This is a genomic window from Affinundibacterium macrobrachii (genome assembly GCF_014652415.1).
Lineage (GTDB): Bacteria > Pseudomonadota > Gammaproteobacteria > Burkholderiales > Burkholderiaceae_D > Undibacterium > Undibacterium macrobrachii.
The window spans coordinates 905,756-931,434 of record NZ_BMYT01000001.1; the positions used below are offsets into that span (position 1 = coordinate 905,756).

19 protein-coding genes are annotated in these 25,679 nt (G+C 45.3%); 6 read left to right on the forward strand and 13 right to left on the reverse strand.

Going from position 1 to position 25,679, the window contains the following annotated elements; genetic code table 11:
* Positions 1–5 precede the first annotated feature (5 nt).
* Together eda and edd are read right to left on the reverse strand one after the other, a co-directional pair.
* Complete coding sequence (gene eda / locus IE103_RS04075) at positions 6–644, reverse strand: bifunctional 4-hydroxy-2-oxoglutarate aldolase/2-dehydro-3-deoxy-phosphogluconate aldolase (protein WP_189344688.1); 639 nt, start codon at positions 642–644, stop codon at positions 6–8.
* Positions 645–831: 187 nt separating this feature from the next.
* Positions 832–2,679 carry a phosphogluconate dehydratase gene (gene edd, locus IE103_RS04080; protein WP_189344689.1) on the reverse strand — a complete coding sequence of 616 codons (1,848 nt, stop codon included), beginning with the start codon at positions 2,677–2,679 and terminating at the stop codon, positions 832–834.
* Positions 2,680–3,000: 321 nt separating this feature from the next.
* Between edd and zwf the strand changes: the two genes are divergently transcribed.
* The 4 genes from zwf (at position 3,001) to IE103_RS04100 (ending at position 7,276) form a co-directional block, all read left to right on the forward strand.
* Positions 3,001–4,458, forward strand: a complete 1,458-nt coding sequence (zwf, locus tag IE103_RS04085; protein WP_189344690.1) for a glucose-6-phosphate dehydrogenase — start codon at positions 3,001–3,003, stop codon at positions 4,456–4,458.
* 76 nt (positions 4,459–4,534) lie between these two features.
* The gene (gene pgl, locus IE103_RS04090; protein ID WP_189344691.1) at positions 4,535–5,233 is read left to right on the forward strand and encodes a 6-phosphogluconolactonase; all 699 of its coding nucleotides are present in this window, start codon (positions 4,535–4,537) and stop codon (positions 5,231–5,233) included.
* Between the two features lie 135 nt (positions 5,234–5,368).
* Positions 5,369–6,280, forward strand: a complete 912-nt coding sequence (locus IE103_RS04095; RefSeq protein WP_189344692.1) for an SIS domain-containing protein — start codon at positions 5,369–5,371, stop codon at positions 6,278–6,280.
* Positions 6,281–6,436: 156 nt separating this feature from the next.
* The gene (locus tag IE103_RS04100; RefSeq protein WP_189344693.1) at positions 6,437–7,276 is read left to right on the forward strand and encodes an HDOD domain-containing protein; all 840 of its coding nucleotides are present in this window, start codon (positions 6,437–6,439) and stop codon (positions 7,274–7,276) included.
* Between the two features lie 28 nt (positions 7,277–7,304).
* On the opposite strand, the gene IE103_RS04105 is transcribed toward IE103_RS04100, so the two are convergent.
* The 7 genes from IE103_RS04105 to IE103_RS04135 all read right to left on the reverse strand — a co-directional run bounded on the left by IE103_RS04105 (position 7,305) and on the right by IE103_RS04135 (position 13,386).
* The gene (locus tag IE103_RS04105; RefSeq protein ID WP_189344694.1) at positions 7,305–7,751 is read right to left on the reverse strand and encodes a flagellar basal body-associated FliL family protein; all 447 of its coding nucleotides are present in this window, start codon (positions 7,749–7,751) and stop codon (positions 7,305–7,307) included.
* Between the two features lie 15 nt (positions 7,752–7,766).
* The gene (locus tag IE103_RS04110; protein WP_189344695.1) at positions 7,767–8,396 is read right to left on the reverse strand and encodes a lysophospholipid acyltransferase family protein; all 630 of its coding nucleotides are present in this window, start codon (positions 8,394–8,396) and stop codon (positions 7,767–7,769) included.
* Between the two features lie 244 nt (positions 8,397–8,640).
* Positions 8,641–9,255 (reverse strand): ParA family protein, encoded by a 615-nt coding sequence (locus IE103_RS04115; RefSeq protein ID WP_189344696.1) that lies wholly within the window; start codon positions 9,253–9,255, stop codon positions 8,641–8,643.
* Between the two features lie 104 nt (positions 9,256–9,359).
* Positions 9,360–10,088: a pseudouridine synthase gene (locus IE103_RS04120; RefSeq protein ID WP_189344697.1), complete on the reverse strand. Its 729-nt coding sequence runs from the start codon at positions 10,086–10,088 to the stop codon at positions 9,360–9,362.
* Positions 10,089–10,201: 113 nt separating this feature from the next.
* Positions 10,202–11,416, reverse strand: coding sequence for a M24 family metallopeptidase (locus IE103_RS04125; protein WP_189344698.1), 1,215 nt, complete (start codon positions 11,414–11,416; stop codon positions 10,202–10,204).
* 236 nt (positions 11,417–11,652) lie between these two features.
* A complete protein-coding gene (locus IE103_RS04130; protein ID WP_189344699.1) occupies positions 11,653–12,846 on the reverse strand; it encodes an aminotransferase-like domain-containing protein in 1,194 nt (397 codons plus the stop codon).
* A gap of 81 nt (positions 12,847–12,927) precedes the next feature.
* Positions 12,928–13,386: a RidA family protein gene (locus IE103_RS04135; protein WP_186890155.1), complete on the reverse strand. Its 459-nt coding sequence runs from the start codon at positions 13,384–13,386 to the stop codon at positions 12,928–12,930.
* Between the two features lie 420 nt (positions 13,387–13,806).
* Between IE103_RS04135 and IE103_RS04140 the strand changes: the two genes are divergently transcribed.
* Complete coding sequence (locus tag IE103_RS04140; RefSeq protein ID WP_189344700.1) at positions 13,807–15,243, forward strand: aminotransferase-like domain-containing protein; 1,437 nt, start codon at positions 13,807–13,809, stop codon at positions 15,241–15,243.
* 78 nt (positions 15,244–15,321) lie between these two features.
* Here the strand turns inward: IE103_RS04140 and IE103_RS04145 are convergent, their stop codons facing one another.
* Complete coding sequence (locus IE103_RS04145) at positions 15,322–16,419, reverse strand: GGDEF domain-containing protein (RefSeq protein ID WP_189344701.1); 1,098 nt, start codon at positions 16,417–16,419, stop codon at positions 15,322–15,324.
* Between the two features lie 421 nt (positions 16,420–16,840).
* Here IE103_RS04145 and cysS point away from each other — a divergent pair, with 421 nt between their 5' ends.
* Positions 16,841–18,217, forward strand: coding sequence for a cysteine--tRNA ligase (cysS, locus tag IE103_RS04150; protein ID WP_189344702.1), 1,377 nt, complete (start codon positions 16,841–16,843; stop codon positions 18,215–18,217).
* A gap of 179 nt (positions 18,218–18,396) precedes the next feature.
* On the opposite strand, the gene IE103_RS04155 is transcribed toward cysS, so the two are convergent.
* From IE103_RS04155 to IE103_RS04165, 3 genes are all read right to left on the reverse strand, one after another.
* The gene (locus IE103_RS04155; protein WP_189344703.1) at positions 18,397–20,364 is read right to left on the reverse strand and encodes a peptidase U32 family protein; all 1,968 of its coding nucleotides are present in this window, start codon (positions 20,362–20,364) and stop codon (positions 18,397–18,399) included.
* 92 nt (positions 20,365–20,456) lie between these two features.
* Positions 20,457–24,038 carry an ATP-binding protein gene (locus tag IE103_RS04160; protein WP_189344704.1) on the reverse strand — a complete coding sequence of 1,194 codons (3,582 nt, stop codon included), beginning with the start codon at positions 24,036–24,038 and terminating at the stop codon, positions 20,457–20,459.
* 266 nt (positions 24,039–24,304) lie between these two features.
* A complete protein-coding gene (locus IE103_RS04165) occupies positions 24,305–25,459 on the reverse strand; it encodes a CsgG/HfaB family protein (protein WP_229827057.1) in 1,155 nt (384 codons plus the stop codon).
* Positions 25,460–25,679 lie beyond the last annotated feature (220 nt).

The window sequence follows — 25,679 nt, forward strand, 5'->3', positions numbered from 1 at the left end:
AAAATTTACTTACCTGCCGCTGCAGCCTGCACTGCCAATTGTCCAATTGCCGCCCAATCATTTGCACTGATCAAATTCGCTGGGCACATCCAAGAACCACCAACGCACAAAACGTTCGATTGCTGCAATAAAGTCGGTGTAGCTTCCACAGTGACACCGCCAGTCAAACAAAACTTCACATCAGGAAATGGTCCACCAAGTGCTTTGACCATCTTCACGCTACCGACGATATCGGATGGAAATAATTTGACGACATTGAATCCATTTTCCAAGGCCAGCATCAAATCACTCGCACCACCAACACCAGGGAAATAAGGCAAACCAGACTCGGCAGCTGCTTTTGCTAATACCGGCGTAATCCCTGGACTGATACCAAACGCTGCACCCGTATTTCGTACCGCATCAAGTTGCGCTGGCGTCAAAATCGTACCCGCACCGACTGTCACGGTTGGACATGCCTTTACCACTTCACGCAGGACTGTCATGGCGTTTGGTGTACGCAAAGTAATTTCAACTGCAGGCAAACCATTTTCTGCCAAGGTTGTCACGCAACGAATCGCTTGATCCACGTCATCGGTTACCAAGATAGGCAGCACACGTACTTGTGCCAGTTGGGAAATAATCGCTGCTGTCGTCATAGTCATCTTGATCTCACTTCAAAACTGTAAATTATTAAACTTTAAATTCATTAAAATCAAAAACTTTGCCGCAGAGGCGCAGAGAACGCTGAGAAAAACTTTCGATTGCAGTCTTTTACTCATTCAGCTCTGCGCCCTCTGCGGTTGAATACCTTTTAGGTCTTGCGTTCAAACATTTTCAGGTATTCATTTCTCAAATAAACAAAGTCGAAGCGCCCTGCTCTGGTGATGTGACGACGCGTCGTTGCGCGACGAACAAATCACGTCCATAGCCGTAGCTACTGTCGATACTGATAATTGGATTAGTACGACTTGCCCACACCGCGTCATCGACCAAAGCACGCAATTCACCGGTGTGCACGTTCAGTTCAATCATGTCACCGTCACGTACTTTACCGAGTGGCCCACCTTGTGCGACTTCAGGACTCACATGCAAAGCGGCTGGAACTTTGCCAGACGCGCCAGACATACGACCATCAGTGACCAAAGCAACTTTATAACCTGCCGACATGAGACTGCCGAGCACGGGTGTGAAGTGATGCAGCTCCGGCATACCGTTCGCTTGTGGACCTTGGAAGATCACCACTGCGACGAAATCTTGGTTCAATTGCCCTGCTTTATAAGCATTCACCAATGCGTCTTGCGATTCAAATACTTTAGCTGGTGCGCGCACTATCCAAGCCTCTTCCGGCACCGCCGAAGCTTTCACAATGGCGCGACCTAAATTACCTTGCAGTAAACGAAGGCCACCTGTAGCGGCAAATGGCTCATCTACATTACGAACAACCGCAGGGTCGCTGGATTTTTCAGGATGCGCGACGAATGCGACTTTTCCATCTTTTAATTCTGGGCGTGTTGTATGCGATGCTAGACCTTGGTCGCCAAATATCGTCATCACATCCGCATGCATCAAACCTTGCGATAACAATTCGCGAATCACGAAGGTTGGACCACCTGCATCTTCGAAGGCATTTACGTCTGCAGTGCCGTTCGGATAAACTCGTGTCAATAATGGAATCACTGAAGACAATTCATCAAAATCTTGCCAATCAATGAGGATGCCTGCGGCACGTGCTACCGCAATCCAGTGAATCGTATGATTCGTCGAACCACCCGTCGCTAACAAAGCAATTACCGCGTTCACTATCGTTTTTTCATTCACCACATGACCGATAGGACGATAGTCGCCACCCGCTTCAGTTAATTTCAAGACTTGCTCGACCGCTGCGTTAGTCAAGGCATGGCGTAATGGATCGGATGGATGCACGAACGCCGCGCCAGGCAAATGCAAGCCCATCGCTTCTAACAACATTTGATTACTGTTCGCAGTGCCGTAGAAGGTGCAAGTGCCTGCGCTATGATAGGCAGCACTCTCTGCCGCCAACAATTCTTCTTTAGTCGCCTTACCTTGCGCATAGCGCTCGCGTACTGCGGCTTTTTCTTTATTCGACAAACCTGATCCCATAGGGCCAGCGGGAATAAATACTGTTGGTAAATGACCGAATGCCAAAGCACCGATTAGCAAACCTGGCACAATCTTGTCGCAAATACCCAAACACAAAGTCGCGTCGAAAGCGTCGTGCGACAAAGCAATCGCGGTCGCTTGCGCAATCACATCACGCGAGAACAAAGACAATTCCATACCTGGACGGCCTTGCGTTACACCATCACACATCGCTGGCACGCCGCCGGCCACCTGCGCCGTTGCATTAAAACGCAATGCGGCTTCCTTAATTTGATCAGGGTAAGTGGCGTAAGGCTGATGTGCCGACAACATATCGTTGTAGGCAGTCACGATGCCGATATTCGGTTTTTGCGCCTGGTTCAGCCAAATCTTGGTATTGCTATCCGCGGCCGCATTTGCATGCGCTTGATTGGCGCATGACAAACTGGCGCGACGTGGCCCTCGATTGCGTAACTGCTCTAAGCGAGTTAAGTATTCCGCACGCAAAGATTTACTACGCTCAGTAATACGCCGTGTGACTGCATCAACCACCGCGTTGATTGCAACTTGTTGAGTTTGTTGTCCAGAAGTCGTCATAGTTTTGTGGGGGTATCTAATTCGAATAAGTGAAAGATAGCACAAAAACAGAAAAATACTGTAACAAACTTTCAGAAATGCGATATTTTTTCAATTAAAGCATAAAAACCATCAAAAATATCGTAATGAAACTACATTTTTGAAGAAATATGGTTTAAGCTATGGCATAATTTATTCAATCAAAGAACATTTTTTAACCGCAGAGGCGCAGAGTACGCAGAGATTTTTAAAAAGTACCTCCGCGCCATCTGCACCTCTGCGGCAAAAAAAGATTTTAAGTTTCTTTAATTTTTTCTCTAACTAGAATTATTCGGAGTCCACATGACTACATTTGTATTGTTTGGCGGTACTGGCGATCTGGCGAAACGCAAGATCATTCCTGCACTGTACAGCGCGTTCGTCAATGGGCGTCTCGATCCCGAATTTAGTTTTATTGGCGCAGCACGTGAAGCATTGAGTGATGATGATTTCCGCACCCGCGTCGCTGCGAGCATAGAAACCTATGCGGCAAAAGCAAATGGCACGTCTGAACAATTGGCGGCATTTCTGACACTGACAGGCTATTCAAAAATCGACGCAAAAGTGCCAACAGATTTTGATGCATTAAAAGCCCGTGTGAATGCCGATACGAGCAAAGCAAAACTATTCTATCTGGCGATTGGTCCTGATATTTTCATTCCCGTAGTTGAACAATTGTCGAAACACGGTCTAGTCGAAGGCAACGCCCGCGTCGTGGTAGAAAAACCTTTGGGACGCGATGCAAAATCTGCCAAGGAAATCAATTCTGCTCTACGCACCTATTTGAACGAAAACCAAATCTATCGTATCGATCATTACCTCGGTAAAGAGATGGTGCAGAATTTGTTCGCACTGCGTTTTGCCAATTCCTTCCTCGAACCCTTGTGGAATCGCAAGTGGATACAAGACGTGCAAATTTCGATTTCCGAACAAGTCGGGGTAGAAACTCGCGGTGACTTTTATGATAAGACTGGTGCCTTGCGCGACATGGTGCAAAACCACTTATTGCAATTGGTGTCCATCGTAGCGATGGAGCCACCAGTCAACGCCAACCCTGATGCGATCCGCGATGAGAAAGTCAAAGTCTTACGCGCACTACGCAAATTCACAGCCGACGATGTGGCGAAGAAAACCGTACGTGGTCAATACCGCGCTGGCGCAGTCGATGGCAAGCCCGTCATCGGCTATCAACATGAGCCTGGCGTACCTGCTTCTAGCCGCGCTGAAACCTTTGTCGCGATTCGCGCTGAGATTGATAACTGGCGTTGGGCCGGCGTACCCTTCTACTTACGCACTGGCAAACGCATGGCAAGTCGTTGCGCTGAAATTACGATTAATTTCAAACCAATTCCGTATTCGATTTTTGGTAAAGGCCAAGGCCCATTGCGTTCGAATCGTCTGGTCATCACTTTGCAACCCGAAGAAAGCGTGCAATTGTTTATGAAGGCGAAAGAACCGGGCGAAGGTATACGCTTATCCGATGTGGCTTTGAATTTGGACTTTGCCGAAGCATCGAACTTGCGCCGTGTCGAATCTTATGAGCGCTTGTTGCTCGACGCCTTGCACGGCGATTTGACTTTGTTCGTACGTGACGATGAATTAGGTGCGGCGTGGGAATGGATCGATCCAATTATGTCTGCTTGGGATAATGATGCGGAAGGCTTGAAATCTTATATCGCAGGCAGTTGGGGTCCAGCGGCGGCAAGTTATTTGTTAGCGCAACACGGAGCAGCGTGGGGCGAAGAGTATGTAGAAGGCTAAGTAAATAATGGAAGCCGTAATCAACACAAGTACAAGCACGCAAGCAGCTCACAATAGCAATAGGAATAGCTTTCTCATGGCCAAGCACCAACTCGACAATCAAGCGCAATTTCGCAGCTTTGAGAATTTTGCTGAACTCAGCCGTACATTGGTGAGTGAATGGCTGCATTTAATTGACGATGCCAGTCTGAGCAAGCGCCCTGCAGCGTTCGCCCTAGCGGGCGGTTCCACGCCAGCACCTATCTATCGCGAACTAGACCAAGCCCTAGCACAACGCGCAACGGCGAACGTATTGTTAACCGCCACCGATGAGCGCTGGGTGCATGACAGTGATCCACAAAGTAATGAAGGTCTGTTTAAAAAATGTTTGGCGCAAAGTGTTGGCAAACAATGGCATTTAATCTCCTTAAAAAATGCTGCGAACACGCCGGAAGTGGCAATGGAAGCGATTAACGAGCGCTTACAAAAACAAATCCCGGAGCGCTTTAGCGCAGTATTGTTGGGCATGGGCGCCGACGGCCATATCGCTTCATTATTTCCGGGCGCGCCAGTACAAGCCGATGGTTTAGACTGCCTCGCTGCGGTTCATCCGCAAACCCATCAGACACGTATTTCTTTGTCTCTGCCACGCCTATTGCAAACTGAAAAGATCTGGTTGGTCATTACCGGGAATGAAAAACGCGAAGTCTTTGAAAACGCGTTAAGCAGTGATCTGCCTATCGGTAATTTATTAAAGCAGGCACAATGTCGGATTGAGGTTTTTTGGTGTCCGTAAGCAATGAGTGCTGTTTTGAATTCACTACGAAACAGCAATGTAAGCGCGTCCCATAAGCTCGCACTTTCTTTAAACGTATATTCATTTTGACTTGATCAGCAAAACAAATCGTAAGAGACAAAAGGTAACCAAACCATGGTCAACGTTCTTTCCAATAAAAATACCACGACCAATAATCCTCCAGAAAAAGGATTATTAGCGCGCATACGTGTCGCCAGCACAGCATTGAGTCGCGCCGAGCGTCAAGTCGCTGATTTTCTATTGCAGAAGCCGCACGATGCACTGGAGATGTCCATTCGCGTGTTAGCGCAAGTGTGTAATGTGAGTGAACCGACTGTGGCGCGCTTTGCACAGTCCTTAGGTTTTGATGGTTTTAAGTCCTTCAAACTCGCGTTTGCCAAAAGTCTGGCTACTGGCATTCCCTATCTACATCTCGACGTCAATCAGGCCGATCAAGTCAAAGACGTGTTACCCAAAGTTTTTGATCGCACCATCGCGGCTTTGATGGAAGCACGCAATAACGCCAACAGTGCGACCTTTGAAGCGGCAGTTAATTTACTAGCACGCGCTCGTCGGATTGAATGTTATGGACTCGGTTACTCTGGCGCTTTAGCGATTGATGCACAACTTAAATTCTTCCGCTTTGGCATTCCGACTACCGTATTTTGTGATGCCCATTTGCAAGCACAATCGGCAAGCTTACTCAATAGTGATTGCCTCGTCGTCGCCTTCTCTCGCACTGGTCGCACACGCGATTTGATCCGTAGCGTGCAATTAGCAAAAGATACTGGCGCTAAAGTCTTGGTCTTGTGCGCAAGCGGCGGTCCACTCGCCGAATTAGCCGATGTGCATATTAGCGTGGACGTGGAAGAAGATCCTGATATCTATACACCGATGACTTCGCGCTTGGCGCATTTGACTTACATCGATGCCTTGGCAGTCGCAGTCACCTTGCTGCGTGGACCAGCCGCGATTGATATGCTTGAACGTGCCAAAGCAAGTATTTCAGAAAAACGCCTCGTGACAAAATTAGATGAAGTGAATTAGGCATGTTCTAACGGATACGTAGTCACAAACTCGATATCACGAACCCGATGTCATGAATACGATTACAACAAACTCTCGGTAATTATCAAAAAAAACATGCACTAAAACTGTAATTTCTGGCAAGCTATTCACATCAATAAAAAGGAATAGCCGCTTATGACTCAACTCAGTTTGCAGCAAGTTACTGATAACCTCAAAGATCTACCGACTTTGCCGGCTGTTGTGATGGAGTTGCTGAATAATCTTGAGCAAGAAGACGCAGATATCTCCATCCTCGCAAAAAAGGTCACACAAGATCTCGCCCTCACAGCCAAGACTTTGCGTTACGCCAATTCACCGTTTTATTCAACCTTAATCAAAGTCACAACCATACAGCAAGCGATTTCCTTGCTAGGAATGGAAACCGTCAAACAAATGGTCTTATCAGCCGCCTTATCTGGTTGCTTTCCCGAGAATAATTGCCGAGGCTTTGATCACAAAGCCTTTTGGAAACATTCAAATGGCGTTGCCTTTATCTCCAAATTGATTGCGCGACGCATGAATTTTAATGAGGATGTTGCATTCACAGCAGGCTTACTGCACGACATCGGACTGCTTGCACTAGTCACCTTATTTCCACAACAGTTTGAAGAAGTCATTGCATATCGCAAATCAGGTCTCGCAACGCAATTCGAAGCAGAACGAAAAATCTTGGGGATAGACCATGCCGCAGTTGGTGAAGCACTAGCAGTTGAATGGAATTTTTCTGAAGTGATGAAGAACGCCATCGCTGGGCATCATCATCCTGACCAACCTGGTATTGGTTTTTTAGCGTCGATCATTCATGTTGCTGATGGCATCACACATATGCTGAATCATTCTGATGAGCCTGCAACACAAACAATTTCCGTGTCAGTGGTGTCGTGGAATAGCTTAAATTTAGACCAAGCATCGCTTGATACTTTAATTGAAGAAGCAAGAATCAAATTTAAGAAATTAGAGCAAACAGATTTGTAGCTACGGCTTTGAATCTGAGTAAATGGAATTAATCGTTACGCTGATCTTGTAACAGTAGTTCCGTCACCATCACAGCCTGTATTTTATCTGTCTTAAAAACGAGGTTCAATTTACGCGTTAACTCGTCTTGTAATTCCTGTAGTCCTTCTTTGGTTCGCAAAGTCTCTAAATCCAAAGAAGTTAACTCTTTTCTGAATTGCTCGTTCAATGCTGCTTTATTCTCTGCAAGCCACTCATCATCGTCTTTACTCACTTGAACACTGACAGACAATCTAGCGACCATGCCTTGATCATTCACAATATTTTGCTGTAACTCGGCATAAGTCGAATTTGAAATATTTCTGTCAGCAACGCGCCCAAGATAGATGAATAACGCCACCCCTGCAAAAAATAGCAATACCACCGATGCCGCAATAATGGCAAATCGATCGGAAGCGACTTTTTTCTTTGGAGGAATCGTCTTATTGATTGGCATCGATTGAAGTCCTTATTAATCGGGCTCTTTATCTTCAGGCTTAGAAACGTTTACCTGAATTTGCTCAGCGTCAAATTGCTGTGGATTTTTACCCGTAAATCCTGCATAAAACTGTTTGATCAAGACCATATCTTCATCAATGTTGCCGCAAGGATAGAACAATTTGCCGACGCCGCCAATCTTTTCTTTAAAATCAACGTAACCTAAACCAAGCGGGACACCGGCACCTTGAGCAATGTAGTAAAACCCAGTTTTCCAGCGCGTCACTTTACCGCGCGTACCTTCTGGTGGAACGATGACTAACAGTTTTTCATTTTGATTAAAAGCCTCGATGGTCGCTTCAACCAAGTTCCCAGCACGAGAACGATCCACTGGAATCCCGCCCAACCAACGCATGATTGCGCCCAAGACAGGTGGAAACAAACTGGACTTCCCCATCCAATACACATCCAGTCGCAATACAAAACAAATCATCAATGCAATCGGAAAATCCCAATTGCTAGTATGTGGTGCCGCAATCAAAACACCTTTTTGAACATCTGCAGCAGTACGATCTACGCGCCAACCCAATAAGCGTAAGATCAGCATGGAAATCCAACGCATGATGGTGTTGATAATTGGCGTCTTAAAGATGGTGAAATGCATAAGGTGATCGCTTTGCAAGCCAAACGATATATAAACAATGATAGAACAGAAGAGAAAACAGAAAACCATCCAACAAAATGGTTCTTACATCGGTTTATCGTCGTTTGTTACTTGCGGTTTCAAGGTGAGTGTTTTTATGATTTTGTTTTATTTTTCTGCTGCATTATTTTGTAGCATTAATTTGGTCAACTACTTTACAGAATTCAATCTCACCAAACACACGGTGATCAAAAAATACCGCAATTTACTTCTTTGAGATCCAAGACAACAGTTCATCCCATTGTGCCAAATCTTTCTCCACTTTAGACGGTGCCACATCCCAAAGTGTCGCGCCATGTGCAGCTAATTGAATATAGTTCTGCGTGTCACGCAAATAGCCCAATACTGGCAAATCAAGTTGGGTGACATAGTGCGCCAACTGATCCGCTGCTTTGGTACGCGCATTGACGCGCATTCCCAATACGCCAACTTCGCACTTCTCATCACGCTTCGCCAGTTTTTTCAAAAAATCCTCGGTCGCCAAGATATCAAACATAGATGCTTGAAGCGGCACAACCACTTTGTGGGCGATTTTCAAAATGGCATCGAGCTTGTTCCCCTTTATGCCAGCAGGAGTATCAATCACGACGTGACTAGTTCCTTTTGGTGGCTTGACGATATTACCGTCAGAGATTTCCCAACCAGCAATCACCGGTAAATGTGCTGGACGCAGAGACAACCATGCACGCGAGGAATGTTGGGCATCGGCATCACCAAGCATAACTTGATGGCCTTGTGAGGCAAAATAACCCGCTAAATTGGTTGAAAACGTGCTCTTACCAACGCCGCCTTTAGGATTCATCACCGCAATTACGAGCATAGCTATTCCTTATCGAATCAACATATTAGAGCCAAGAAATTCTACCAACCGCAATGCTAGCAATACCGCAACATATGAAACAAGAAAATCAGGAGTTTTCCCAATTAGGAATTTTCTGCATCAGGCACCAACAAAGCCAAATGTTCCGGCTCCAAATAGCACCATTCCCCCTCTTCCAAGCCCAAGCTAGCCAAAGTTAATTGCCCGATTGCCGTGCGTGTTAAAGCAGCACAGTGATTTCCAGCTGCCGCCAACATACGTTTAACTTGATGGTATTTTCCTTGTTCTAACACAATTTGCAACTGAAATTCTGCAATCTGAACACAGCTTTGCGCTGCTAACGGTGCGGGTTCATCATGTAATTGCACGCCAGACAATAATTTTTGCACGAGTTCGTCGGTTACTGGCTCAGCGGTAGTCGCAACATACAACTTGGGAACATGTCTCTTGGGTGATGATTGTGCATGAATAAATGGACCATCATCCGACATCAATAACATGCCTGTCGTGTCATGATCCAAGCGCCCGACTGGTTGTACATCGCGCCAAGCAAGCTGTTCTGGCAATAGGGTTAACACACCAGGATGATGCGAAGGCTTGCGCGAACATTCGAAGTTTGCAGGCTTATTCAAACATAAATACACGTGTTCACGATAAGTCCATTCTTCTTCAAAAATGGTAAAAACCAAGCCCTGCGTTTCGATTAGCTCTTTGTAGTTATCGTGCACCACACCGGCAATAGAAACTTCACCGTCCTCAATCAACTCACGACAATACTTACGGGTACCGAAGCCTTGCGATTGCAGAACACGGTCAAACGACAATTTACTCATAAAAAATGCTCGCAATATGCTCAAAAAATGCAAGTCAGCATTTTACCTGCTAAGGATGACTAGAAGCAAAAAAGCCTGCACATGCAGGCTTTTTAAAGCACAGAAGATAGCAATCAAGCACTAACCGAAACACCAAACGGGGCATCGACGGCATGACTTTGCCCAGTAAACCATTTTGGCCCTTGCTCTGTCATATAAAAATGATCCTCTAAACGAATGCCAAATTCACCATCCAGACAAATCATTGGTTCATTGCTAAAGCACATACCTGCCGCAAGTGGGGTTTTATTTCCCTTCACCAAATACGTCCACTCATGAATATCAAGTCCAATTCCATGTCCGGTGCGATGTGGCAAACCTGGGGTTTTGTAACCTGGGCCTAGACCTGCGGCTTCCAAAACTCGACGTGCAGCCGCGTCAACTTGTTCGCATGGAACGCCAATTTGAGCCGCATCAAATGCTGCGGCTTGTGCCGCCTTCTCTAAATCCCACATGCTGCGTTGACGCGCGGTCGGCTCACCAAATACATAACTACGCGTGATGTCTGAATGATAGCGCTCTACCATGCAGCCAGTATCAATCAGCACCATGTCACCTTCCTTCAAATACTGAACACCGTCAGGGCCATGTGGAATCGAAGTCGGCAGGCCAAAGCTGACGATGCAAAAAGTCGAACTGCTGCCACCAAATGCGCGATGTGCTTGATTGATAAAATCTGCAACTTCAGTGGATGAAATGCCTTCGCGCAAAATTTTTGCAGTGCGTCTTTGTACTTCAAGGGTGATGTTTTTCGCTGCCTGCATCAGTGCAATTTCATTCGCCGATTTATGCATACGGCATTCTGCTGTAATCACCATGCCATTGACGATGGCATAAGAAGACAAAGCTTGACGCAATCCATCCGCAATAAAAAACGGCGCAGCTTCATCTAATGCCACTTTGCCCTGCAAGTTCTCATCTTTAAGTATTTGCGCAACTAAGGTGTAGGGATTTTCATCTTCTTCCCATAAACGAATATCCGCTTGGTCACCTAGCGTCTCACGTAATTTTGAATCTTCAAAGGCGGGACTCACAAAGATCAATTTACCGGAGTTGGTCATCACCGCGCCTACTAAGCGTTCACTTTGGTACCAAGACAAGCCCGTGAAATAATACAAGCTAGTACTCGCGCTTAAGACTAAAGCCGCGATCCCTTGCTGTTGCATCAAAGCGGTCGCTTTATCGCGTCTTTGTTGACGCTCTTGATTGGTAATTGGACGAACATGTGACAGGTCTTTGACAATGCCAGCCAATTCTGATGCTGCATTTGAGCCACCAATTGAACGCATGATAGATTTCCTTTGAGTCGATTCAAATTAAAAAACGATAATACAAAAGACTTTAACAAATTATGCCAACTTGGTCTTGTTCTCACGCTGAATAAGCGTGACGAAATCAGCATAACAAAAAAGGCTTGTCATTCTTTTGACAAGCCTTTTTTGTTGCGATTTTAGTGCGATTTAAGTACGGCAATTAAAATCAGAAAAGTGACTTCAAATATGCACTTATATATTCACTTATGTACTCACATGCGTGCTTTAATCAAGTTACCGATTTTTTCTATGCCTTCATTAATTTTCTCTGGCGATACCGTAACAAAGCTTAAGCGGAAGGTATTTGTCTCTGCCTCATTTGCATAGAAAGGTCCGCCCGGCACGAATGCCACGTTATTTGCGATTGCATCGGCTAACAAATCCTTGCTATGAATATGCTTAGGCAAAGTCGCCCAAATAAACATTCCACCCAGTGGTCGTGTCCATGTCACGCCTTCTGGGAAATGCTTAGTCATTGCTGCCAACATCACATCACATTGTGCAGAGTAAAAACGACGAATACTTGGGATATGTTCATCCAAGAATCCATCCTTAATCACTTCGTACACTGCCATTTGCGTCAAAGTCGAGGTATGCAAATCTGTTGCTTGTTTTGCTTGCTCTAACTTACGAATCAAAGGTACTGGAGCAACCATGTAACCGAGTCGGATACCCGGTGTCAAAATCTTTGAGAATGAACCAAGATAAATCACACCGTTGGGATTCATGTTTAATAGCTTAGGCAAAGGTTCGCCGCTATAACATAAATCACCGTAAGGATTATCTTCAATCAATGGAATACCCATGCGCGCGCATGTTTCTACCAATTCTTTACGACGCTCGACCGACAATGTGCGGCCAGTTGGATTTTGGAAGTTGGGCAGAGCGTAAAATAATTTCGCGCCCTCGCCTTTCGCCGCAACGGATGCCGGTACCACGCCATCGTTATCCATTTCGACCGATACAAATTCAGGGCGATACACAGAGAATGCCTGCAATGCGCCAAGGTAGCTTGGCGTTTCTACTAAAATCTTACTACCTTCATCGACCAGCACTTTTGCCAACAAATCCAAGCCTTGCTGCGAGCCGGATACCATCATGATTTGATCAGCGGTGATCGTACAATCTTGCGTCGATAAGGATTTTGCGATGAATTCACGCAATGGCGCATAACCGTCAGTCGTACCATATTGCAATGCGGTTTTACCATTTTCGGCCAAGACTTTATCGAAGGCTGCACGCATACGATCAACCGGAAAAGTCTCTGGCGAAGGTAGCCCACCTGCAAAAGAAATCACTTCTGGACGCATCGTTACTTTCAAAATTTCACGAATTGCCGAGCTTTGTAACTGCTCCGCACGTTCAGAAAATTTCCACTCAATTGGTTTTAAATTTTGCAGGCTCATACTTAATTCACTTCAGAAAAAATTTCAACACGATCGATTTGCAATACAGCACAAACAAATTTCTCAGACAAACTTATAAATTCAAGCGATCTCAGCGATCATTTCGATTTCAACACAAGCGCCCAATGGAATTTGCGCCACGCCAAATGCTGAGCGAGCGTGCTTACCTTGTTCACCAAATACTTCACCGATCAACTCAGATGCACCGTTAGTCACTAAATGTTGTTCAGTAAAATCAGCAGTTGAATTTACCAGACTCATTAACTTCACAATGCGTTTAACACGGGTCAAATCACCCCCGCAAGCGTCTTGCAGGGTCGCCAACAAATCAATCGCAATCGCACGTGCGGCTTCTTTGCCTTCAGCGGTTTCCATATTTTTTCCTAATTGCCCAACCCACACCTTGCCGTCTTTTTTTGCGATATGGCCAGACAAAAATACCGTATTCCCTGTTTGCGCATGCATTACATAGGCGGCAGCTGGCGCTGCAACTGCTGGCAATTCAATATTTAACGCTTTTAATTTTTCATAAACTGACATAAAAATTCCTCAACAAAGTGATTCCACAATCAAATTCTCTTGTGCGAATAATTCTCAAACAAAGACAGCCGACATTGTAAGGGGCAAGCACTAACAAGACCACTGGGGAAACGAAAAACAACTCAAATGCACAGAGGTTTCAGCACGCTTTTGAGTGAATCTTGATCAAAACCAAGCAATTCCAACAATTTAAGTATCGAAACTTCATGATTTTTGAATCATCTCTATGCCTAGCGAGTCGCCGTGAATGGTGTGTCGACAAGATTCAGCGATTCACTATCCGGTCACTGAATTTGGCATTTCATTATTTATATTTCATGCTATGCTAACCGCAAAAACCAATACAGTACCAATACAATTAATTAAATAGAATTCATACTGTCACGGCACTTTTACCAATACAGAACCAAAGGCTCACCCATGCGATCTAGCGTTCAACTCACTATCGGCAGTGTCGTCTCTCGTGATTCAGGTGGATCATTGGTTGAACAAATCGTGCGCTCGGTTGCATGTCGAATTGATGATAAGTTACTTCGAACTGGCTCCCGCATGCCTTCAATTCGACAATTTGCAGATGAACAAAAAGTCTCGCGCTTTACTGTTGTCGAGGCTTATGACCGCTTGGTCGCCAATGGCTATTTAGAATCCCGTCGAGGTTCTGGTTTTTTTGTACGTGAACGTGCCTCCTTAATAAATACCAGTCACCATCACACCCAAGAAATCCCCAGCTCACAACAACCCGATGTTGTCTGGTTAGTTCGGAATATGCTGCGGCAATTGCCGCCACAAAAAATGCCTGGGTCTGGTTTATTGCCGCATGAATGGTTAGATGGGGAATTGGTCGCAAATGGTCTGCGGGCAGTGAGTCGTTTAAACCAAAGTTTGCTTTTGCATTACGGCACGCAACAAGGATTTTTGCCATTCCGCCAGCAATTACAATTGAAGCTGGCAGAGCTTGAAATTGCCGCCGCGCCGGAACAAATTGTCACGACCAATGGTGTCACCCAAGCATTAGATTTAGTCGCACGCGAATTTACCCAGCCTGGCGATACAATATTTGTCGATGATCCTGCATGGTTTTTAATGTTTGCAACTTTCGCCACGCTGGGCACCAAAGTGATCGGCATTCCGCGCTTGCATGACGGCCCCGACGTCGCCAAATTGGCAGAGTTAGCAGCGCTGCACAAACCCAAGCTGTATATCATTCATTCCGTCTTACACAATCCAACTTCGACCTCGCTATCTGCTGCAAAAGCTTTTCAGGTCTTAAAGACAGCCGAGCTACATGATTTTATGATCGTCGAAGACGATATCTATTGCGATATGCATCCCGGCTCAGCGGTGCAAGCTGCCACGCGTCTATCTGCGCTAGACCAACTGAATCGCGTTATTTATTTAGGTGGATTTTCTAAAACACTCGCTGCCAACTTACGCGTCGGATTTATCGCAACATCGCGTGAGACCGCCATACGTTTAGCTGATCGTAAGATGCTATCGAGTTTAACCACCAATGAAATTAGTGAACGCGTCGTCCATAAAATTCTGTCCGAAGGGCATTACCGAAAACACGTTGATCGTATTCGCAGCAAACTCGATAGCGCACGCGACGAAGTGACCAATCGAGTTGAAAAAATTGGGATGCACGTGCAATATCGCACGCCTGCAGGCATGTTTCTATGGGTTGATACCGGAAAAGACACAATCGCGATGACCGAGCGCGCATTAGAAAAAGGCTTTCTGCTTGCACCTGGAAGTTTATTTTCGCCACATCAATTGCCATCAACGCATATGCGCTTAAACGTAGCTGCGATGGCAGATTCTGGGGTTTGGAATTTCTTAGAAAACGAACTCCGTTAGCTTAAAAATAGCTTAGAAAAACACCGACAGATCAAACGTAGATTGGTGTGAAAGCGGGGTCATTAAGCTATAAAATAATTATGCAAAAGCGACCGATGTTGGTTGCTTCATCACCCTAGTGTCAATATGATTTGCAAGACGTAAATCGGCTTCTGCTGTTCTCAGTAAAGATTCCATCGTATCGTTCTGCTGCATGTTTGCGATACCAACACGCGCGGTAATGTTGACCTCGTTTCCAGCAACAGCAATTGGCATCGCTGAAATTGTTAGCAACATTCTACTCGCGATCTTTTTTGCGACCTCTGCGTTTGCTTCTGGCAATACCACTACAAACTCTTCGGTCGCGTATCTAGCCAAGACATCGTAATTACGTGTGGTGCGTTGCATACGCTTAACCACTTCAACCAGCACCATGTCCGCCGCACCTGCGCCTAACTGCGAGGTTACTTGCTTTAAATTATCGACATCAAAAATTAAAACAGATAAGTGTTTTTGCAAGCGCTGATGACGCAACAATTCACTACTCAACAAACGCATTAACTCACGACGATTTGCAATTCCGGTTAGTGGATCTGTAATTTCTTTTCTTTGCAATTCAAATTCTGCACTGAGTAGTCGCAGTCGAAGTTGATGCATGTAGCGAGCAGCAACTTGACCCGTATAGGTACTCAACAAAAGTACGAGCAATACTATGATTTGATGCGCTAAAGAAGGAAAAATCTTAGTCAAGCAAAGCGCGGTAGCAACAAATAAGTAAGCTAGGGCGAGATGCCTAAGATGTCCCATTCGTAAAGGCAAAGCTAAAGAGCTGATGACACAAATCCAAGCGTCAATCACAAAATGCCCAAGATAAGTCACTGGCGACAAAAAATTACTGAGCAATTGCGAAATCATGACAACGCTTACCCAGTAGAAAAGATGTTTTTCTAATACATCTAAGGCCATCGTCCGCGCCATATTTCGCAGCATCCACCATGCATAGATGAACGCGAACAAACGTACTGAAGCGACTATCACAAAACTCTCACCAAAGCCCAAAATAGAAAAATCCATATACAGCAACGGCAGGCTAAGCCACATCAGTAGTTTCAACGCGCGCTGCGCTTGCATTTGGTCGGTTTTTGCATATTGCGCACGAAGCTCAGCCTCGGTCACAAATGGATAAGACGTCGTCATTTCCCACTCTCTTTTATCTATATATTTTTAGTGACATTTTTCATACGAAAACGTCAGTGATTCAGCAAATCGTCATGCTTTTAGTGTAGTGCTTCAATGGGCAAAATCCAGCAAATTGACACAAATTAAGTCAATTAAGTTTATTCAATGCACACTTAAATTTACTTTAAATTTGATTTCACAAGTGCGCTTTCGACGCTTGCTTTTGCAAGCAATCTACAAGCATTTTATAAACAAGCTAAGTCCACGCAAAAAATCATCGCAATTATTGGCGCTTTACTACGAGAAGCACAGGTTTTAAGCGATAATATCGGGCTAGCAGAGATTAAAGATCGCACTTCACATATTGATCGTGGTCTTGCGTGTGTTGATCATCCATCACTGCTTGAATTTAACTATCACCCAACCAATGACTGACCAAATGGAAATCCAACTTTACGACAATTGGGAACGCTCCCTACGCCCTTTCTCTCCGATTCATCAAGATTGGGTTGGTCTGTATTGTTGCGGTCCGACGGTCTACGACTATGCCCACATCGGCAATTTACGTACATATCTGTTTGAAGATGTGCTACGCCGCGCGCTCGAATTAAATGGCTACAACGTTCGTCATGTCGTCAACATCACCGATGTAGGTCACCTCGTATCGGATGGAGATGATGGTGAAGACAAAATGGAAAAAGGCGCACGACGCACTGGGCAAACTGCTTGGGAAATCGCAGAAAAGTACACTGTTGCGTTCAAAGAAGATATTCAGCGCTTAAATATTCTCGAACCAAAAGTTTGGTGTAAAGCCACTGATCACATCGTCGAGCAAATCGACTTTATCAGCGTGATCGAAGAAAAAGGCTATACCTATCGAACCTCTGATGGCATTTATTTCGACACTTCCAAACAAGACGATTATGGCTATCTAGCGCGTCTCAATCGTGAAGGTTTAGAAGCAGGCAAGCGAGTTGAACTCGGCGAAAAGAAAAGTCCAACTGACTTCGCACTGTGGAAATTTAGCCCAGAAGGCAGCACCCGCCAAATGGAGTGGGATAGTCCTTGGGGACGTGGTTTCCCTGGTTGGCATATCGAATGTTCGGCAATGTCTGCGAAGTATTTAGAGCCTTGGTTTGATATTCACTGCGGTGGTGAAGATCATATCGCGATTCATCACAGTAATGAAATCGCCCAGAACCAAGCATGTCATGGCACTCGTCTTGCCAACTTTTGGATGCATGGTTATTTCTTGCAAATCGATGCTGGCAAGATGTCAAAATCAAGTGGTGATTTTCTGCGTCTGCAAACCTTGATCGACGAAAACATCGATCCTCTCGCTTATCGCTGGTTGTGCTTATCCGCACATTATCGCAGTCAACTTAACTTTAGCTGGGATTCCTTAAAAGCTTCGCAAACCGGATTAAACCGCTTGCGTGAAACTTACTTCGGGCTGCCTACAGGTGGCACGGTCGATCAAGATTACGCCGCACGATTCAAAGCAGAAGTGAACCAAGACTTGAATCTGCCTAAAGCGATTGCCGTGATGTGGGAAATGCTGAAGTCCAACATCAGTGATGCAAATAAAAAAGCCAGTTTGGATTATTTTGATCAAATGTTAGGTCTGAATTTAGCAGCTTGGGAGCCAAAGAAAACGGCTATTCCAGCACATATCTTGGAATTAGTCGAACTACGCAAAGTAGCGCGTCAAAATAAAGTGTGGGCAGAATCAGATCGCTTGCGTGACGCGATTAAGGCGGAAGGCTTTGAGATTGAAGACACACCAGCCGGCATGGTCGTGAAAGCAGCTTCCTAATTTGTCATTTGATCTGAACTAGAGCTGAACAAGAAGTGATCTAGCTCGATCAAAAAATCGTTTTGAAAACAAGAAATGGTGTGAAGAATGTATTTTCTTCACACCATTTTTTATTGGGACTTATTATTAAGACTTAATGTTAGAACTTATTATTGGGACTTATTAATAGTCGTCTAGACTTACTTTGTCGGCCTAGATTTATGAAAAACCACAGGACTCAGCACCGTTGAAGGTGGTGGCGATTTTAAGATGTGTGGTTTCATCGTTCCCATCACATGCATTTCGCACGGTTTGCAATCAAAACGCAAAGTGATTTTTTCATCGCCATTAATCAAAGTCATGGGTTCTGCTTTTACTTGCCCTTGTACCCCCGTCACACCCTTCGCTTGCTTAGGGCATAAGTTGAAAGAGAACCGCAAACAATGCTTGGTAATCATGACCGGCACTTCACCCGCTTCTTGGTGCGCTTCATAAGCTGCCGCAATCAATTGTACGCCATGCTTTTTATAGAATTGGCTGGCTTTCTGGTTATAGACGTTGGCCAAGTAAGTTAGTGTTGTCTCTGGATATGCAACTGGCGGCTCCTCAGCCTCCGCGCGTAATGGCCGTTGCCATGCATGAACGCGCATTTGTTCATGCGCACTGACAGCGTCGCGTCGCAATGCATTGATTACTGAAGTCGGAACAAACCACGGCTGACTCAAATGCACATTCAATTGTTCTAGGTAAAACATCGAAGCACCCAACTTCGCGAGGTTTTCACGCAAGCTGGCATCCACCTTTTCCGCTTGCTGTGCGGCTTCTAATTTGATAGCGACCGAAGCACTGCTGGTGACACCGTCAGCATCAGACAAACTCAACACTAAGCCATGCTCATTGTCACTCAAGGTCATCCATAAACCGACTTTGCGATCTGATGACTTTTTGGTCAAGGCCATTTCCCATTGTTGATCGCGGTTTCGTTGTACCGACATGCCAACTTTTAGGCTCGCAAATTCTGCCATTTTCTCATTTGGATAGACGCGCCAAATAGTGCCATTCTCGTTGGTTTGTTTCTTTTCTACGGTGTTTGCATGAACGCCGACAACCTCGCGTTTATGCATGTAATTTAATCCATCGCCATTGGCTAAATCTTCATTGGTTTCTAATTCAAACCAATCTGGCCCTAATCGCGTGACATAGCCTATGTGTAATCCGACAAACTTCGGAGAATCAAATGCACCAATATTATCCAAGCGGCCATTCGCAAAATAATCGGTATGGCCACGATGAAAGGTCTTATCAACATTGGGCGTAAATGCGATCTGCGTGCGTCCACTGGAGGCCCGATAAAACTCAGGGCGACGCTCCAATATTTCATCTAATAACAAGCGATAATGAGCTGTAATATTTTTCACGTAGCCCATATCTTTATAGCGTCCTTCAATCTTTAAGGATTGAATACCGGCATCCAATAATGCTTCTAGATTCGCACTCTGATCGTTATCCTTCATCGATAACAAATGCTTATCGTAAGCCACTACACGACCTTCGCTATCGGTTAAGGTGTAAGGCAAGCGACAAGCTTGCGAACAGTCACCACGATTCGCACTACGACCATCTTTTGCATGTGAGATATAGCATTGACCTGAGTAAGCAACACACAAAGCGCCATGCACAAAATATTCAAGTGGCGTGTTGGTCTGTGCCTTGATCGCCTTAATCTGCGCTATCGTTAATTCACGCGCCAGCACCAATTGTGAAAAACCAGAAGCCCCCAGAAAATGCGCTTTGGCTGGTGTGCGAATATCACATTGCGTACTCGCATGAATTTGAATCGGTGGAATATCCAATTCCATCACGCCCATGTCTTGTACGATCAAGGCATCGACGCCAGCATCATAGAATTGCCCGATCAATTTTTGCGCTGGTTCTAACTCGCTGTCGTGCAAAATCGTGTTGAGTGTGACGAAAATTCTCGCATGATAGCGATGCGCAAATTCGACCAATTTCGCAATATCGCTAATCTCATTACTTGCATTGTGACGCGCACCGAAGGAAGGGCCGCCGATATAAACCGCATCTGCACCATGTAATATTGCCTCTCGACCGATTTCGACAGTCTTTGCTGGTGAGAGTAATTCGATTTCATTAATACGTAAGGTCATGGCAACACCCACATGTAGGCAAACATGCGAACAAAAGAAAGGGGTGGATTATAACGAAAAGCCTGATGCCACGCTTGTTTTGGGCGAGATAGTTAAGATTCTGCTTGTTGATTTAACCACGCTTGCGCTTCCTGCAGCGTCGTTTCCAATATAGCTTGCATTTCTACAAATAAGCTTTCAACCTCTACCTCTTGCTCGGCCAAAATGGCTGATTCAATTTGCCGCGAGGCTTCGACAAAAACGCCAGCGCCCAAGGTCCCCATCGATCCGCGCATGGTATGAAACACACGTGCAGCATCTTCAACCCTACGCTCATCCCAAGCCTTCCATGCAGAATCGAATTGTTCTGGCCCTCTTTTCAGCATATTTTGAATCAAGCCTATAAAAGTACTGCGATAGGCAGGATTGCCCTCGCAAAAAGCCATAAAACGATTTGGATCAAAATACCTTAGTGGTTCTGCTGAAGCATCTGAGGAATCTGAGGCAGCGGGCAAGGAAGCACCTGATTCTGTTTCGCTATTACGCCGAACTTCAAATCCTTTGGCGCGTAAGAACCGCTCTAAAGCTGCTTGCAACTCCGCATTCTCCAGCGGTTTGCTCACATAATCATTCATTCCTGCTTGCAAGCAAATCTCTTTATCGCCATGCATCGCTGCAGCGGTAACGGCGATGATTTGCGGTTGCTGAATTTGCGCACAGCGCACGATCTTAGTACTTTCTAGACCATCTAAAATCGGCATGTGTAAATCCATCCATACCACGTCAAACCTTTGCTTTTTCGCATCAGCCGCCAATATTTGATCGACGGCATCACGACCATCGACCGCACTACTTGTCTGATAACCTAAGCGCTCCAACATCATGCCGGCCACTTTGCGATTGGTCGGATTATCGTCGACCACCAACATACGCAGCGGGAAGCGATTACCCAAACTAGGAATCCCCTGACGTCGCTCTTGTTCTTGCTCATGTTTTAATTTGCCCATTTGCTTTGACACAAACAGTAACTGCAACAAGGCTTCAGTCAAATGCGATTCACGCACAGGTTTTAGTAAGCAAGCTGGATCAGCTGCACCTAAGTTGAGTTTGTAGTTAACATGCAAATCAGCTTGCATCGTCAAAGCCAACACAGGAACTTGCACCAACTTATCTGAACTTTGCATTAGTTGATGTAATTCTGGAAGTGTCATTGGACTATGTTCTACATCAATCACAATCAAGTCCAAGTTCAGCGCTGCCGCTTTTAAATGGGAAGTTATCTGCGTTGCGTCAGAAACGACTATCACATCCATTTGATAATCAAGCAATCGTTGACGCATGATGCGGCTGCTAGTCGCACTTTGGTCTATCAATAGCACTCTTTTACCAATTACTGATTTCAATTGCTCACGCGCAGCCATATCACTGGTATTTGGATTCACCGTCGCTTCATCAAAGAACGCTTCTGCTTGTAACTGCACTGTGAAAACACTACCTTTTCCTTCTTCGCTTTGTAAGCGGATTCCGCCGCCCATCAATTCGGCCAAGCGACGACTAATTGCCAAACCTAGTCCCGTGCCCCCGTACTTACGCGTGGTTGCCGCATCGATTTGGGTAAAAGCAGTAAATAAATGATCGATTCGATCAGCCGGGATACCAATACCGGTGTCCTTTACATGAATCTCCCACAAGTCTGTCTTTGCTGGATCAGCGACTGCCTTGCTCACTTGCACAGTGACTTCGCCGCTATCAGTGAATTTCACTGCATTACTCAATAAATTGAGAACAATCTGGCGCACGCGCGTGATATCGCCCAAGATAAACTTAGGGACATCCGGATCAAACTCATACAGCAATTCGAGCTGCTTTTGATTTGCAGTATTGGCGAGCAAAGCGAGACAATCTTCTATCATCTGCTGCAAAGAAAATGGCTCGCACTCTAAGGTCATTTTGCCCGATTCGATTTTGGAGAAATCTAAAATATCGTTAATAATCGTCAATAAGGCGTTTCCTGAGGTTCGCATGGTGTTGACGTAATCTTGTTGCTCACTGGTCAGCGAAGTGCTTGCTAACAAATCAGCCATGCCGATGACACCATTCATTGGTGTTCTTATTTCGTGACTCATGGTGGCCAAAAATGCTGCTTTCGCGCTCGCTGCTTGTAAAGCTTGTTCGGTCTGATGTTCAAGATCGATCGTTCTCTCACGCACACGTTGCTCCAACTCGGCGTTTTGTAACAGCAAAGAATCGCGTGACTGTTGCAACGCATCCGAAGCATGCCTTAATTCATCACTAATTTGTTGAAATTCAACAAAATTCGTCTGTATCTGCTCGCTATCGAGCTGTCCAGTACGACCGAGCTTCAGCGCTGCGCCAGCAATCGCTGAGATCGTTTTATTTAAACGACTCGCAAACAAGATACCCAAAATAGATGCAAGTACTGCCAACGCCAACGCAATCATCAATGTTCTTTGCGCTCGCTGCTTAATCACATAGTTGAAATCATCAACTGGTGCAGCGATCACCAAGCGCCAATCTGGAAAATTCACATCTTCTTGCTGGTGCTTCAGCAGCGCATTTGAAGTAACACTTCCACCCTGATTCAAAACCAATGCATGCGCAAGATACTGCTTGTCGTTTAAATTAAATTGAAAGCTCTCACAGACTCCGGTTTGCAAACAGGGCGCCGCGACTTTCGCAGAGTTCTTATCTGCACCATTGCGTCCAAGAATTGTTGTGCGTTCGGGTAATTTTTTTAATGCAGCACGAATCACTGTCGAATTCAAATCGGTATTCGCGACACCGTTCACTTCCAATAAGTTGTTCTCATGCGAAGTTGCAATGACTTGACCTCGCTTATCAACAATAAATGCCAACGCATTAGGACTCACTTCAAGATTACGTAACGAAGTACCTAATAATTTGAATGACACATCCAATGCGAGCACGCCGATGACTTCTTTTTTCTTATTGCGTACAACAGTGGAATGCGCAACTTGTAATTGTTTGCCAGAAAAAGACTGATAAACATCGGTCCAAGCACGTCTATCTAAACCTTGTCCAGTTCTATCTGCAGCTGCCATCGCCGAGCTAAACCAGGGGCGCGCACTAGGAACATAAACTTGATCCTCTGTGTGTAACAGATCGCGTCGATCTAAGGGATAGTGGCTACGAAAACGCTGACGTAAATCAGTATCTTTTTCTTGTACCAAAATTTCTGGTGCAGCCTCTTCATCATAAACATTAATCGCACGATAACCTCCGGCGATCGGTGCATAAGCAATAAATTTCACTAAGCGCGTGCTGTGCATCGCACCCCAAGCAACTTCTTCAAATCGATCAAGGCTGATGAAATTTTGCGGGTCAGGTTGCCCTTTTTCTGCGCCTCCAAACTGAGAAAAATAATTAAAAAGACGTGTGGGCTCAGCTAAATCGGCATCAGCTGCATCGCTAGCGCGCAAACCCGCTTGTATCATGACCGCTTTGGCCGCATCCAAAGTCGCCTGTTGCGCTGCACGGTAGCCAAACCAAGTGATCAGTAGTGCTGGCAACAACACCAATACACCAATTGCCAATGGTAGAAATAGCTTTAAATGGACTTTCTTCACACCGGATGTTTCCCAATTTAAGTCACACCAACGAGAGATTCTCGATGGAAACAAATTGAGTATCCAAGTTGAAAAAGCGAGTGTCAATCACTTTTGTATCAGTAATTGGATCGGGCCTCTATTCCGCTAACTTATCAATAAGAAAACGTTGAATTTAAGCTACAAAATCGTCCTTGCTCCAAGATTTGCGTCTGCGTAAGTAATATCTGCAAATTAGACAAAAAAACAGCCGAACTTGTTATCTGTTCGGCTGTTTTTCAGTTAGAAGAACTTATTAGTACTAAAAGTGCTATCCAGTGCTAACGATATAGCTACAAAGACCAACAAACACTCCGTAATAATTTATAGCGCTATTACAGTTTATGACCATTAAACGTGCCTTGACCTGCATGATCACCATCAAACTGCCACATACCGACCACTGCACCTGTTTTTAAATCAACGTTACCCATAAACTTGGCGTTCCCTGCTTTGCCACTTCCAGCCAAATGCATCTCGCCATCAGCGCTGACCGTACCAGTAACATTAAAGTTAAAGTTGTACTTGGTTGACTTGCCCATCCCTGTGACGCTGCCATTCTTGTTGATCATTACGTTGACGCTACCTTCATCATCGCCAGCGAATTTGACGCTATACATGCCAACCAAACCTGGGGTGGAAGCACTAGCTGAAGGCTGCACGGTCGGAGCAGGAGCTGCAGGTTGTGCATACTGCTGCGCTGCCACTTGTGAAGGCGGTGTTGCTTGAATCGAATTCGCCGCGTTATTTTTCGAGGCTTGGGAAGTAGCTTGAATCAATTGGTCTTTGTTTCTAACGGTTTGTACGATCTTGTTGTAATTATCAAGCAAACTAGCTGCAATCAACTTTCCTTCTGGCGTTTTGCTATAACCACCCGCACTCGCCCATCCAAAGCCGCCCCAGCCCCAACCACCTAAACTAAAATCCATCTTACTTGCTTGGCCTTCGGCGCTCGCCACTTGAATACCTGAACGTACATCCGCCAATAACAGTGTGGTTTCTGCTTCTTTAAATTTCACGCCACCTGCTAAACCACCTAAAGCGCCAAGTGCGCCACCAAATCGTCCGAGCAATCCACCTACTGCACCGCCAACACCGCCCGTATCACTAGCAAACTGTACTGATGGCGTCATCACAAAATCCGCCGCTTGTAATTGTCCACCACCAACATTCGAACCTTGCTGCAATTGACCCGCAGAAGCTAACTCGCGTTCTTGACGAATATTTTGCATCGCCACGCCACGCTCCACCACGGTGAAGCATCCTGACTCCTCAACGATCATACGCAGCATCGTCGATGGTGAGCCAAGTTTATAAGTAGAGAGTGAGGCCAACATATGACTCTGCGGTTCCACCACCGCTAAGGTCCCTAAATTTTTGCTACATTTCTCAATCGCTCCTTTTTGTATGCTTTGCGCCTGCGCATACTCTGTCACAGTCAAACCAACTGCAAGTGAAGCGGCAATCATCGAGAAGTGTGGGTATTTCATTATCGGCGTCCTTTAGCTTTGAAATGATCGATCAAATATGTCGAGTATTATAAAAAATCAAAGGCGTAAGTATATCTTAAACAAACACCAATACCGCTCAATCTCCGACCAGAGGTCGACTTCGGGCGATAGCAGTCAAACTACCGGTAAGCGATATAAAAAAATGGGTGAATAATTTTCTTATTCACCCATTTACTGTCTTTTGCCAGCAAGAATAGCC